Annotated in this window: 14 protein-coding genes; 8 read left to right on the forward strand and 6 right to left on the reverse strand. The window is 56.4% G+C overall.

The annotated features are described in order from the left end of the window. Window positions 1-11: 11 nt before the first annotated feature. The 5 genes from FFI90_RS08365 to pilG all read right to left on the reverse strand — a co-directional run bounded on the left by FFI90_RS08365 (window position 12) and on the right by pilG (window position 4459). Entirely contained in the window at window positions 12-911 is a 900-nt protein-coding gene (locus FFI90_RS08365) for a CheR family methyltransferase (protein ID WP_144777544.1), read from the reverse strand. A 27-nt stretch (window positions 912-938) separates the two neighbouring features. Beyond that, a complete protein-coding gene (locus FFI90_RS08370; RefSeq protein WP_186317945.1) occupies window positions 939-3014 on the reverse strand; it encodes a methyl-accepting chemotaxis protein in 2076 nt (691 codons plus the stop codon). 91 nt (window positions 3015-3105) lie between these two features. Beyond that, window positions 3106-3651, reverse strand: a complete 546-nt coding sequence (locus tag FFI90_RS08375) for a chemotaxis protein CheW (protein ID WP_144777546.1) — start codon at window positions 3649-3651, stop codon at window positions 3106-3108. 20 nt (window positions 3652-3671) lie between these two features. Continuing rightward, the gene (pilH, locus tag FFI90_RS08380; RefSeq protein ID WP_144777547.1) at window positions 3672-4034 is read right to left on the reverse strand and encodes a twitching motility response regulator PilH; all 363 of its coding nucleotides are present in this window, start codon (window positions 4032-4034) and stop codon (window positions 3672-3674) included. Window positions 4035-4066: 32 nt separating this feature from the next. Then, the gene (gene pilG / locus FFI90_RS08385) at window positions 4067-4459 is read right to left on the reverse strand and encodes a twitching motility response regulator PilG (protein WP_100689151.1); all 393 of its coding nucleotides are present in this window, start codon (window positions 4457-4459) and stop codon (window positions 4067-4069) included. 299 nt (window positions 4460-4758) lie between these two features. Here pilG and gshB point away from each other — a divergent pair, with 299 nt between their 5' ends. From gshB to FFI90_RS08425, 8 genes are all read left to right on the forward strand, one after another. Continuing rightward, entirely contained in the window at window positions 4759-5718 is a 960-nt protein-coding gene (gene gshB, locus FFI90_RS08390) for a glutathione synthase (protein ID WP_144777549.1), read from the forward strand. A 45-nt stretch (window positions 5719-5763) separates the two neighbouring features. Continuing rightward, on the forward strand, window positions 5764-6630 hold the full coding sequence (locus FFI90_RS08395; RefSeq protein WP_144777551.1) for an energy transducer TonB: 867 nt from the start codon (window positions 5764-5766) through the stop codon (window positions 6628-6630). Then, entirely contained in the window at window positions 6627-7193 is a 567-nt protein-coding gene (locus FFI90_RS08400; protein ID WP_186317946.1) for a YqgE/AlgH family protein, read from the forward strand. The genes FFI90_RS08395 and FFI90_RS08400 overlap by 4 nt, the downstream gene beginning before the upstream one ends. Next, complete coding sequence (gene ruvX / locus FFI90_RS08405; protein WP_144777553.1) at window positions 7186-7632, forward strand: Holliday junction resolvase RuvX; 447 nt, start codon at window positions 7186-7188, stop codon at window positions 7630-7632. Before FFI90_RS08400 ends, ruvX begins: the two co-directional genes overlap by 8 nt. After that, complete coding sequence (gene pyrR, locus FFI90_RS08410) at window positions 7632-8141, forward strand: bifunctional pyr operon transcriptional regulator/uracil phosphoribosyltransferase PyrR (RefSeq protein WP_144777555.1); 510 nt, start codon at window positions 7632-7634, stop codon at window positions 8139-8141. The genes ruvX and pyrR overlap by 1 nt, the downstream gene beginning before the upstream one ends. A gap of 27 nt (window positions 8142-8168) precedes the next feature. After that, window positions 8169-9191: an aspartate carbamoyltransferase catalytic subunit gene (locus FFI90_RS08415; protein WP_144777556.1), complete on the forward strand. Its 1023-nt coding sequence runs from the start codon at window positions 8169-8171 to the stop codon at window positions 9189-9191. Beyond that, window positions 9188-10489, forward strand: a complete 1302-nt coding sequence (locus FFI90_RS08420; protein ID WP_144777558.1) for a dihydroorotase — start codon at window positions 9188-9190, stop codon at window positions 10487-10489. The genes FFI90_RS08415 and FFI90_RS08420 overlap by 4 nt, the downstream gene beginning before the upstream one ends. Before the next feature lie 213 nt (window positions 10490-10702). After that, window positions 10703-11752 (forward strand): putative solute-binding protein, encoded by a 1050-nt coding sequence (locus FFI90_RS08425; RefSeq protein WP_144777560.1) that lies wholly within the window; start codon window positions 10703-10705, stop codon window positions 11750-11752. 53 nt (window positions 11753-11805) lie between these two features. Here FFI90_RS08425 and FFI90_RS08430 read toward each other — a convergent pair whose 3' ends face one another. After that, the gene (locus FFI90_RS08430; RefSeq protein ID WP_144777562.1) at window positions 11806-12078 is read right to left on the reverse strand and encodes an HU family DNA-binding protein; all 273 of its coding nucleotides are present in this window, start codon (window positions 12076-12078) and stop codon (window positions 11806-11808) included. Window positions 12079-12174 lie beyond the last annotated feature (96 nt).

The following is a 12174-nucleotide window of genomic DNA, read 5'->3' on the forward strand; positions in this document are numbered from 1 at the left end:
AACCTCTCCGGTTATTCTTCGTCAGCCTGGCGCTTTATCCACGCCAGTACATGTTCCGAGGGAACTCTTTGCAGGCCGGGGGGCTGCCATTCGGTCAGCTCTCCCTGGCCCAGAACCAGTAGTCCCCCGGGCGCCAGCCGCTCTGCAAGTCGCCTGACAATGTCCCGCCGGCGCCAGCGACGGAAGTAGATCAGCAGATTCTGGCAGAAAATAATGTTCATCCCGTGCATGGGTGCTTTATCCAGATCCAATACATTCAGTCTGGTGAAGCAGACCCGTTCCCGGATGCTATCGACAATTTCAACGGTATTTCGCTCGGCCGGGCGGAAATACCGGGTCTTCATGTGTTCTTCCATACCCAGCAATTTGCGGGCATTAAACTGACCTGTCCGGGCTTTCTCGATCACCGGCAGGCTGATATCCGAGCCGGTCACGCCATAGAGCGAGTGCAGATCCAGTTGGTTCATACACTCATTCAATATCATGGCAAGAGTGTAGGGCTCTTCGCCGGTGGAGCACCCGACGCTCCAGGCTTCAAGCGCATGCTTCCGGAACTGCTCTCTGGGCCGTGTGAGAACGTAGTCGGCGACCAGACGAAAGGCGTCAGGGTCCCGGAAAAAACGGGTTTCCTGCACCGTAAGCCGGTCCACCAGCGTCGACCATTCCCGTATGGCGTCTGGCCCCGAGATAATCGTCTCGTAGTAGGCCTGATAACTGCCGCAGCCTATTTCACGCATCCGGATGGCCAGATTGGTTTCCAGAAACGAGCGGCGCTCTGCAGGCAGCGTCATGCCCGTGCGGTGCTCCAGAAGTTCCTGCCACTGGCTTAGCTGCGCCTCGTCCATGTGAGGAAGACGGCGCAGAAACCAAGTGCTCTCAGCAGGTGACGGATGGTTATGAAGCTCAGACATAAACCGCCATTAACCCCGGGCTGTGTATCAGCCCACCACCGGAACGTTGCTGTCTTCCTCTTCCTCGTGATCCGCCATGTCTTCTTCAGGCAGTGTGAAGCCGGCAACGGAGGACCGCAGCTCGGAGGCCATTTCTGCCAGATTCCCGATAGATTTCGCGGTTGCGTTGGTACCGGACGATGTCTGGGAAGTGATTTCCTGGATAACGTTCATCGTGTTGGAAATGTGTGCTGCAGAAGATGACTGTTGGCGCGCGGCGTTGGAGATGTTCTGAATCAGCTCCGCAAGACTCATGGATACGTTCTCGATTTCCTCGAGCGCAATACCCGCGTCCTGTGCCAGGCGAGCACCACGTACCACCTCGGCGGTGGTGTGTTCCATGGAGATAACGGCTTCGTTGGTGTCAGACTGGATCGTCTTAACCAGCGCTTCAATCTGCTTGGTTGCCGCTGAGGAACGTTCCGCAAGGCGCTGAACCTCGTCCGCAACCACCGCAAAGCCTCGACCCGCGTCACCAGCCATGGAGGCCTGGATTGCCGCGTTCAGGGACAGGATGTTGGTTTGGTCGGCAATGTCGTTGATCAGGGATACGATGTCACCAATTTCCTGGGAGGACTCACCCAGACGCTTGATCCGTTTGGAGGTTTCCTGGATTTGCTCACGGATGTTGTCCATGCCGCGAATGGTATTCTGTACCACTTCAGCGCCTTTCTTGGCGATCGCAACCGAGCGCTCCGCTACCGCAGAGGATTCTGCAGCGTTGGACGATACCTGGTCGATGGATACGGCCATTTCGTTAACCGCTGCAGAGGCGCCGGCAATTTCCTGAGCCTGGTGCTCGGACGCATCTGCCAGATGCATGGCGGTAGACTGGGTTTCCTGGGCTGCGGAGGCTACACGTACCGCTGTGCCACGAATTGCCTGTACCAGACCGCGCATCTGGTCAATCGCGTAGTTGATGGAGTCGGCGATGGCACCGGTAAAGTCTTCGGTTACCGTGGCTTCTGCGGTAAGGTCACCGTCGGCCAGATCGGCCAGTTCGTCCAGCAGGCGCAGGATCGCATTCTGGTTCTGCTCATTCTGCTCCTGGGTTGTTGCCAGACGCGCCTGAGCTTCCCGGTAAAGAGCCAGACCGATAAACACAACCATGGCAGCCATTGCAGCCAGGATGATAAAGGCCAGCGTCGGGCTTACAAGCCGTGAGCCACTCTGGGCGCGGAAGCTTTCGGCCAGAACGGAGAGTTCAGAAAGCAGGATTTCGGAATTCTGGAAGATGTCGCTGGCGGCGGTGCGCACCTTGAAGAGGTCGGGAGAGGCTTCAAGGATCGCGTCTACGTTCTGGGAAACGAACTCGAACAGCTCATCAACGGCCTCAAGGCCGTAAATGGCGTCTTCGTCATTTACCTTGGAAATACCCATCGCCTGGTTGCCGTTGAGCTGGCCTTCGAGTACCCGGCCAAACAGGCTGGCGTCACGGCCGAAACGGTCAGCGGCGATAACCGCGTCTTCGTCACCGGAAAGTACGTTGTTTACCGATCGAACAATCCGCTCTGCCAGCAGCGACTGACGCTGTGCCAGGGCAATCTGTTCCGCCGGTGCATCGTTATCCAGAAGGATCTGTACGATGTCGTCGTACTCGACCTGAAGCTGGGGGATGGTTTCGTTCAGGGTGCGCGCTACATCGTGCAGGCCGAGCACGGCGTCCTGTGTGGTCAGAATGCTGTCTGCGTTCTCTCGCACTGAATTCCACTGCTGCTGAACGCCGCTTTCGCTGGCCAGTTCACTGGGAGGCAGGCCGGTTTCGGGGTTGCCTTCAGTGACGTTGGCCCAGAGCTGCTGAAATTCATCGCGGGAGCGGCGTAACTGGTTGAATGCCTCGGCGGTACCACCGGCGGCCTCAGTCGCGTTCTTTGCGATTTCCTGAGAAAGCACCCTGAGTTCAGCTGCGTTTGCGATGTATTCCTGGTCGTTCTGGCTGTCCCTGTTAACGATAAACAGGACCACAACGAGCAGGACGGTGAGTGCGATCAGCGAGGCGATCAGGCCAGCAACGAGTTTGTTGCCTCCCTGGCCCATACCGATTCTTCCGGCTCTGTTTTTCATTTTCTGGCTCCCGGCCTCTTCAATAATTTGGCAAGTTGTTTTAATCAGGCTTCAGGCAGTCAGGGCGTTTGTCCTGCCACGGTCATCACCCTTACCACTGTGCGACATCAAGAAAGCGTTCGTCTTCGAGCAGGTCGACGGCGGAAAACACTTTCCAGATTTCTTCGTTTCGTTCGTATCCGCCTGCGACAAACGGATGAACGCTTTCAGGCACGCCAGCTGGCGACGCCTTGAAACTGTCGGTTGCGAAGTACTGCATGCCCAGCACGGTATCGACAACCAGGCCACTGAAAATATCACCCTGCTCAATAACAAGAACCCGCCGTTCCCGCTGGCTGCGGGATGAGCGGGGAATGTCAAAGAATCCGGCGAGATCTATAAGGGGAAGGAGGCGTCCTCGAACATTGGCGGCACCCATCAGAAACGGCCGAACGCCCGGAATGTGCGTAAACCGGGGCACGTGCAAAATTTCAGTGACCTCACCCATGGGAGCCACATAGCGCTCACCTGCGAGAACAAAACCGATGCCGTTCCAGAGTTCTACGGCTTCCTGTTGTTCCGGCAGACCAGCGGCCATGGATCGGCTGCGCTGGGCGATATCCGTCAGAACGGCAAAAGGGGCGGCCTGGGCGGACATGCTTACTCCACGGTTGGGGATCAGGAAATCAGACTGTTGATTGTCTTGATCAGGTCGTCTTCTTTAACCGGTTTTACCAGGTACCCTTTGGCGCCTTGGCGGGTGCCCCACACGCGGTCGGTTTCCTGATCTTTTGTGGTGACAATAATCACAGGAATGGACGCAGTCTCCGGAGCACGGGTCAGTTGACGTGTTGCCTGAAAGCCGTTGAGGCCAGGCATGACCACATCCATGAGCACCAGATCCGGGGTTTCGGCGCGAGCCTTGGCAACACCATCAGCGCCGTTGTCGGCGGTAAGCACGTCGTGCTTGTGCTTTTCCAGAATGGTGGAGATTTTCTTAACCTCGGTAGGAGAGTCGTCAACAATCAGAATGCGGGCCATGGGTTCCTCGATGGTTCTTTGCGTCAGCAGGTTTACTGTGACGTCACGGGTATGTAGTGACGGATCGTATTGAGCAGTTCATCCTTGCTGAACGGTTTCGTCAGGTACTGGTCAGAGCCGACGATACGGCCCTTGGCTTTATCGAAAAGCCCGTCCTTGCTCGACAGCATGATGACCGGCGTCTTTTTGAATGAGGAGTTGTTCTTGATGAGCGCGCAGGTCTGATAGCCGTCCAGGCGGGGCATCATGATATCCACAAAAATGATGTCCGGTTGTGAGTCGGCGATTTTAGCCAGAGCATCAAAACCATCTGTCGCCGTGATAACCTCACAGCCAACCTTTTTCAGGAGGGTTTCTGCGGTGCGACGGATGGTTTTACTATCGTCGATCACCATGATCTTCAAGTTCTCGAAGTTGTCATCCATTGTCCAGGTGCCTTGCGCTCAGCGACTGTCATTGTTTTCAAACGGTGGTTTTTAGCATAAACCTTAAGGTTCTTCTATAAACCCCGCTCATTTATAGATTATCGATGGCCTGATAAAAAGTATTACTTTGTGACTAAATGTACTTCTGCCCGAAACATCACGTAATTGACCAAGGATTTCTGCGGATGCATTCAAGGCTCGGGTACAATACCATCTGACGTCTCAGCATAGCACTTATTGTCCGGCTCACTCTGCAGACCGGTTCGTGTTTTTAACTCCACAGGAACGCAAGAGGCTCTATGACAGTTCGACTCGGGATAGTGATGGATCCAATTGAGGACATCCATTTCAAAAAAGACAGCTCATTGGCGATGTTGCTGGCGGCTCAAAACCGTGGCTGGGAAATCGAGTACATGGAGCTGCCAGACCTGTATCTGGATGGCGGCAAGGCCATGGCCCACACGCGCAGCCTGACAGTGCACAGGGATCCAGAGAACTGGTATAGCTTCGGGCCTGCCAGAGACCGCGCCTTGGGCGATCTTGATGTGATCCTGATGCGCAAGGATCCGCCGGTGGATCGTGAGTTCCTGATTGCTACCTATATTCTTGAATCTGCAGAGCTGCAGGGCGCCTTGGTGGTTAACCCGGCAGCCACTTTGCGGGACTGCAACGAGAAACTGTTTGCAACCCAGTTTGAGGATCTGACGCCGCCTGTACTGGTGAGCCGGTCAACAAAGCGCTTCCGGGAGTTCTACGCTCAGCATGGCGACATCATCATGAAGCCGGTAGACGGAATGGGCGGCCACTCCATTTTTCGCGTCAAGGAAAACGACTTCAATCTGGGTGTGATTATTGAAACCCTGACCAACTATGGCACGCACCAGGCCATGGCCCAGAAGTTCATTCCTGAAATAAGCGACGGCGACAAACGCATTCTGATGATCGAGGGTGAGGCCGTGCCTTACTCTCTTGCACGAATTCCTTCGCAGGGCGAGAATCGCGGCAATCTGGCGGCCGGTGGCAGAGGCGAGGGTCGCGAGCTAACCGCCCGCGACCGCGAGATCTGTGCACGGGTGGCCCCGGTTATAAAGGAAAAGGGGTTGATGTTTGTTGGGCTGGATGTGATCGGTGATTACCTCACGGAAATCAACGTGACCAGCCCGACCTGTATCCGTGAGCTGGACGACACTTTTGGAACCGACATCGGGGGTATGTTGATGGATGCCGTCGAGAAACGTCTCAACCAGAACCGGAGCTGACGGGGAAAACATGGATCAGGGTCAACGACAGAAACGGGCGCAGTAATGGCAGTGCAGGTCAGCGATTTCGACAGGTTTTCCTTCACGCTGTTCATGGCGTTGGTGGTGCATGCGGTTGTGGTGCTGGGGATCACTTTTGCTCCGGAGTTGCCACGTTCTTCTGCCCAGACCATGGAGATCACCCTGTCGCAGTTTGATGACGAGCAGGCGCCTGAGAAGGCAGACTTTTTGGCCCAGACCAGTCAACAGGGCAGCGGCACCGAGGACGAGCCCCGGGAGATGACCACGCCGCAACCCTCTGAAATCAGCCAGTCAGAGGTTGCTCAGGTACAGCCTGAACCGCAGGCACAAACTGCGCCGGTTCGCCGTCAGGAACAGGCGGTGGTGCAGACTCAGAGCCAGTCGACCCGACAGGTTCGGCAGCCGGAGCAACGCACCAGGCCGGAAGACGAGCCGCTACCGGTGAAAAAAAAGAAGAGCCTGATGGAGCGTAGTCTGGAAATCGCCAGTCTCGAAGCGCGCTTTGATGCCCAGCAGCAAGCCTATGCCCGTAAACCCAGAGTGATGCGGGTAACGGCTGCTTCCACCCTGAAGTCTACCAACGCCTGGTATGTTCAGAACTGGGTCAGCAAGGTGACGCGGGTTGGCAATATCAACTACCCCACAGAAGCCCGCCGTGCCGGAGTTTATGGCACCCTGCGCATGCTGGTATCCATGCAGAAAGATGGCACAATCAAGGAAGTGGCTATTCTGCAATCGTCCGGAAGTACCCTGCTGGATGACGCGGCGATTCGTATTGTCAGGATGGCCGCACCTTTCGCGCCCTTTCCGGATGAAATGCGGAAAGACGTGGATGAACTGGAAATCATACGCACCTGGTCCTTCCAGCAAAGGGGGCTGACATCCGGATGACGGCATCGAAACATTCTCCTCATAGCCTGAGGCACCACTTTCTGGTGGCTTCGCCGTATCTGGCGGACCCACGTTTCCACGGTGCTGTTATCTATCTTTGCGAACATTCTGAAGATGGCGCCCTCGGGTTGATGATCAACCAGCCTCTGGATATTCATCTCGGGGAAATTCTGGAGCAGCTTGACCTCCAGGGTGGCGAGCTCGACTTGCCTGTGTTCAGCGGTGGCCCGGTTGAGACCGAACGGGGCTTTGTTCTGCATTCGCCGGGCGCGAGCTGGCAGAACACGGCGAGAGTCACTGACGATGTCATGCTGACCACATCCCGCGATATACTCGCGGGTATTGGCCGCAATGACGGCCCGCAAGAGTTTCTGATGGCGCTGGGCTATTCCGGCTGGGGTGAGGGGCAATTGGAAGAAGAGCTGGGGGGCAATGCGTGGCTGACCTGTCCGGCGAACACAGACATTCTGTTCCGAACACCCTGGTCTGACCGCTATAACGCCGCCCTCAAGCTAATCGGGATTGATCTGAACCAGCTCAGTGAGACGGTTGGGCATGCCTGAAGCGGGTCGTCGCAGTGTTATGGCTTTTGATTTCGGGCTGCGCCGCATTGGCGTAGCGACCGGCCAGGAAATGCTTGGTACAGGGCAGCCTCTGGCCATGATTCCCGCCGACAACGGAGCGCCGGACTGGGCTCACATCGAAAAGCTGTTGGAGGAATGGCAGCCGGATATCGTGTTGGTAGGTTTGCCTCTCAATATGGACGACAGTGAAAACGACATGTGTGGCCGTGCCCGCAAATTTGGCAAGCGCCTGCATGGTCGCTTTCATGTTCTTGTGGAAATGGTAGATGAGCGCCTGACCAGCTACGAAGCCAAGGGTGACATTATAGCCGCCGGAGGCAGTCGGGATTTTGGCCGCCACGGAGTGGATGATCGTGCAGCGGTGCTGATTCTGGAAACCTGGTGTCGGCTGCAAACAGAACAAAAAGCGAGGATTTAATGAGCGCACTGCTTGATGTAGACCAGTTGATGGACAAGCTGGAAGCTGGGCTACGCCATCTGCTTACAGAACGTGGTATTAAATCGCCGGTGTTGATCGGTATACGCACAGGTGGCGTCTGGGTGGCGGATATTCTGGGTAAGCGCCTCGGTATTGATGAGCCGTTCGGAGAGCTGGATATCTCCTTCTACCGTGATGATTTCAGCCGTATTGGCCTGAACCCCAAAGTAACGCCTTCAAGCCTGCCGTTTGATACCGAAGATCGGGACATCATACTGGTTGATGATGTCATCATGAGTGGCCGCACCATACGTGCGGCGATGAATGAACTGTTCGATTATGGCCGACCCGCCAGTATCATACTCGCCACACTGATCGATCTTGGCGCCCGTGAATTACCCATTCAGCCCGATGTGGCCGGACAGGCTCTGACGCTTGGCGCACAGCAGCGCGTTAAACTTCGCGGCCCGGACCCGCTCCGGATCGAAATCCAGGCAGCTGGACAGTAAACTCCCGAACCCGACAGCAGGCACGCCATGATCGCAAACGCAGCTTCCCCCAATCATTTGCAGCTCACCCGGGACGGCCAGTTGCGGCATTTTCTGACGCTTGATGGCTTGGGCCGGGATCTACTGACTGACATTCTTGATACCGCCGACTCGTTTATTGAAGTGGGTGAGCGACGCATAAAGAAAGTGCCTCTGCTGAGGGGGCGAACGGTGGTTAACCTTTTCTTTGAGTCCAGTACCCGCACTCGCAGCACGTTTGAGCTTGCCGCCAAACGGCTTTCTGCGGATGTGCTCAATCTCGATATCAATACCTCTGCTACGTCCAAGGGCGAATCGCTCTCAGATACCCTTTTGAACCTCGAAGCTATGGCCAGCGATATGTTTGTGGTGCGCCATGCCCAAAGCGGGGCGCCACATTTTATCGCTGAGAGTGTTACCCCCGGGGTCGCTATTATCAACGCCGGTGACGGCCGCCATGCCCACCCCACCCAAGCCATGCTCGATATGCTTACCATCCGCCAGCACAAGGGCGCTTTCGAAGGCCTCAAAGTTGCCATAGTGGGGGATGTCCTGCACTCGCGGGTTGCTCGCTCCCAGATCCGTGCGTTGAATGAACTGGGCGCTGAACAGATCCGGATTATTGCGCCCGGAACGCTGTTACCGCGCGATGTTGAGAGCCTCGGTTGCACTGTGGAATATGACATGGCCAGAGGCATGAAGGATCTGGATGTAGTGATTATGCTACGTCTGCAAAAGGAGCGAATGGAGGGTGCGCTATTGCCGAGCGAACGTGAGTTTTACCGGCTTTACGGGTTGAGTCAGGACAAGCTCGCCCTGGCGCATCCGGAATGCATAGTGATGCATCCGGGGCCGATCAATCGCGGTGTCGAAATCGAGTCCTCTGTCGCGGATGGCCCACAATCGGTCATTCTGAATCAGGTGACCAATGGTATTGCCATTCGTATGGCGGTGATGTCCATGGCGATGGGTGGGCAGGTGGCTGAGCGCCAGCAAAAACTGACTGAATTGACTGAGCGGGGCCAGGCATGAGTGGTAACGAGCGATCCTCCGGTGTCAGCCTGAAAATTACCGGAGGGCAACTACTGGATGGCCACGGCGTTGAAACATCAAACATTGCCCTGCTGATACGTGGTGGGCGCATTGCTGCTACCGGTGAGGCGGCCAGGCATGCTGAAGCGGACCAGACGTTTAATGCAGACGGCTGTTTCATCACTCCTGGGTTTGTGGATCTTTACTGCAATCTGCGGGAGCCAGGCAATGGCCAGAAGGGGAACATTGCCTCGGAAACCCGCGCTGCGGCCAAGGGCGGCTTCACGACGGTATGTGCCTCGCCCGAAACCTCACCAGTTAATGATTCGAGGGCGGTCACCCATCTTATCCGCGACGCAGCAGTTACCGATTCTCCCATCCGGGTATTGCCGGTAGGAGCGCTGACCCGGGGCCTGGAAGGGGAAATGCTCAGCGATATGGCGGGCCTTACCGCCGCCGGTTGTATTGCCGTAGGCAACGGATCCCGTGGAGTGCGCAATGCGCGAATATTGCGCCGCTGCATGGCGTACGCACAAACCTTTGGTCTTACCATCATGTTCCGCCCGGAAAACCAGTCTCTGGCTGCAGACGGTTATGCACATGATGGCTTGGTGACGTCCCGGCTCGGTCTGCTGGGTATTCCGGAAGTGGCAGAAACGGCGTCGGTCATGGAAATGCTGCTGCTGGCGGAAGAAACCGGCGTGCGCCTGCACCTTAGCCAACTTTCGTGCGGCCGCAGTGTCGAAATGATCGCCGATGCGCGCCGCCGTGGAATTGCTGTGACGGCCGACGTAGCCATGCACCAGCTTGTCTTCACAGAAGACGCACTGGCGGGCTTCGACAGCCGCTTTCATTTGCGTCCGCCACTGCGCTCGGAAGCGGATCGCAAGGCTCTGGTTGCCGGCGTTCGCGAGGGGGTAATCGATGCGATCGTGAGTCAACACCTGCCCCATGACAGCGCTGCGAAACAGGCGCCATTGCCTGCGACCGAGCCCGGCCTTTCGAGTATAGAGAGCGTGCTTTCACTGGGTCTCAGTCTGGTAAAGCGCGGTGAATTAGCACTTTCAGATCTGGTTCGTGGGCTTACCTCGGGCCCGGCATCGGTGATTGGCCGGGTGGCCTCGATTGGTCATGACGACATCGCTGACCTCTGCGTGTTCGACCCCAAAGCGCACTGGACGCCTGATGACCAGTCTCTGATCTCCGCCGGTAGGCATGCGCCGGTGATTGGCCAAGCCTTGGCAGGCGTTGTTCGATTAACGCTGGTGGAGGGGCAAGAAGCCTGGGTCAGCGCCTGACGCCGTAAATCCTCTCGAAAATGCGGCAGAGGTGGTTCAGCCTCTGTCGACGCCATCACATAATCCCGCATGTTGCCTAAAAACTCTTGAAACAGGGTGCCTGTGCCAACGTATTCTTATGCCTGCCGGCATACCGTTGGCACAACGAAATGTGACACGGCCGACGAAATGACAAGTGCTGCGGCCAGACAATAATAATTCAGGAGTCATCCCGTGAAACCAATAACCTTCCCGCATCGGGTGGCCTTGGCGGCTACTTTTTGCGTCAGCCTTTCTTTGCCCTCGCTCGGGCACGCACAGACAAATGCTGAAGCCGGCGCCGACATTCTGGAGAGAAGCTTTTGTGTGTTTGATCCGGTAGGAGCCAGCGGGCCACTGTTTGCGATCACGAAAACGTTTCAGCCAGTTGCGCTTAAAAGTGGTATCAAGCTCAATCTTAGCGCCTACACCGATGAAAAGGTTGCCGCCGAAGACTTCAAGGCCGGCCAGTGCGACGCCGTGCTGCTCACCGGCACTCGCGCCCGCGAATTCAACAAGTTTACCGGTAGTCTGGAGGCCATGGGCGCTGTACCCGGCGAAGAAGAAATGCGTTTGCTTTATAACACCCTTAGCCAGCCTAAGGCCCGCCCACTGCTGATTGATGGCCAATACGAAGTGGCCGGTGTATTCCCGGGAGGCGCAATATACCTACATACCCGTGATCGCAGCATCGATTCCGTCGAGAAACTTCAGGGCAAGCGCATCGCAACGCTCGATTACGACCAGGCCTCTGTGCGAATGGTGCGACATGTGGGCGCATCGGTAGTGGGTTCCAATTCCGCCAACTTTGCCGGTAAGTTCAACAACGGCAGTGTCGATCTCGCTTACGCACCGGCCGTTGCCTATACCCCTCTGGAGCTTTACAAGGGCGTTGAGCCTGATGGTGCCGTTGTGAAGTATGCGCTTGGGTATATGAATTTCCAGGTCATTATTCACCGCGACCGTTTCCCGGAATCTGCGGGCCAGATGGTGCGTGATGAATCCATCAAACGCCTCGACGAAGCCTACGAAATTATCGCCCAGGCAGAAGCCGGGATACCGGAAGCCGTTTGGATGAATTTGCCACAGGAAGACACGGCCGAGTACGACAAGATGCTACGTAAGGTGCGCTTGTCATTGCTCGAAGACGGGATTTACGACGAGCGAGCAATCAAGCTTATGAAAGCTATTCGCTGTCGTGTGGACGCAACTCGTTCCGAGTGCGCTTCAGTGGCTGGCAACTGATCCTCAGCGATGCAGTTCAAAAAACCCACCCGTGAGATCGGGCGGGATTTTGCTCAGCGGAACGCGTCTTTGAATGCCTTGCCGGCTTTAAAGCCCACGGTTTTGCTGGCGGGAATGCGGATAGACGCTCCGGTTTGAGGGTTTCTGCCATCCCGTGCTTCGCGGGCACGGATGTTAAAGGTGCCGAAGCCAATCAGGGTCGTGTCCTCACCCCGCGCAGCGGCCGCTGAAATCTGATCTGTAAAGGCGGTGATCACCTCGCTGGCTTTTTCGCGGGTTAGGCCAGTACGTTCGGCGATAGTGGCAGCGAGTTCAGGTTTGCGCATTGAGTATTCCTTTTTGTTTTTGTCCAGGGGAGTCGCAGCCAGGCTGGCGTGCGGCTGCCTCAATCTATAGTGCTTTGCTGCGCTTTGTGCAAATCC

It is taken from the genome of Marinobacter maritimus, from assembly GCF_007671675.1.
Lineage (GTDB): Bacteria > Pseudomonadota > Gammaproteobacteria > Pseudomonadales > Oleiphilaceae > Marinobacter > Marinobacter maritimus.

Bases quoted from the DNA above. Each gene is read 5' to 3' on its own strand.
- FFI90_RS08365 (WP_144777544.1), bottom strand. From the start codon at position 911: ATGTCTGAGCTTCATAACCATCCGTCACCTGCTGAGAGCACTTGGTTT.
- FFI90_RS08370 (WP_186317945.1), bottom strand. From the start codon at position 3,014: ATGAAAAACAGAGCCGGAAGAATCGGTATGGGCCAGGGAGGCAACAAA.
- FFI90_RS08375 (WP_144777546.1), bottom strand. From the start codon at position 3,651: ATGTCCGCCCAGGCCGCCCCTTTTGCCGTTCTGACGGATATCGCCCAG.
- pilH (WP_144777547.1), bottom strand. From the start codon at position 4,034: ATGGCCCGCATTCTGATTGTTGACGACTCTCCTACCGAGGTTAAGAAA.
- pilG (WP_100689151.1), bottom strand. From the start codon at position 4,459: ATGGATGACAACTTCGAGAACTTGAAGATCATGGTGATCGACGATAGT.
- gshB (WP_144777549.1), top strand. From the start codon at position 4,759: ATGACAGTTCGACTCGGGATAGTGATGGATCCAATTGAGGACATCCAT.
- FFI90_RS08395 (WP_144777551.1), top strand. From the start codon at position 5,764: ATGGCAGTGCAGGTCAGCGATTTCGACAGGTTTTCCTTCACGCTGTTC.
- FFI90_RS08400 (WP_186317946.1), top strand. From the start codon at position 6,627: ATGACGGCATCGAAACATTCTCCTCATAGCCTGAGGCACCACTTTCTG.
- ruvX (WP_144777553.1), top strand. From the start codon at position 7,186: ATGCCTGAAGCGGGTCGTCGCAGTGTTATGGCTTTTGATTTCGGGCTG.
- pyrR (WP_144777555.1), top strand. From the start codon at position 7,632: ATGAGCGCACTGCTTGATGTAGACCAGTTGATGGACAAGCTGGAAGCT.
- FFI90_RS08415 (WP_144777556.1), top strand. From the start codon at position 8,169: ATGATCGCAAACGCAGCTTCCCCCAATCATTTGCAGCTCACCCGGGAC.
- FFI90_RS08420 (WP_144777558.1), top strand. From the start codon at position 9,188: ATGAGTGGTAACGAGCGATCCTCCGGTGTCAGCCTGAAAATTACCGGA.
- FFI90_RS08430 (WP_144777562.1), bottom strand. From the start codon at position 12,078: ATGCGCAAACCTGAACTCGCTGCCACTATCGCCGAACGTACTGGCCTA.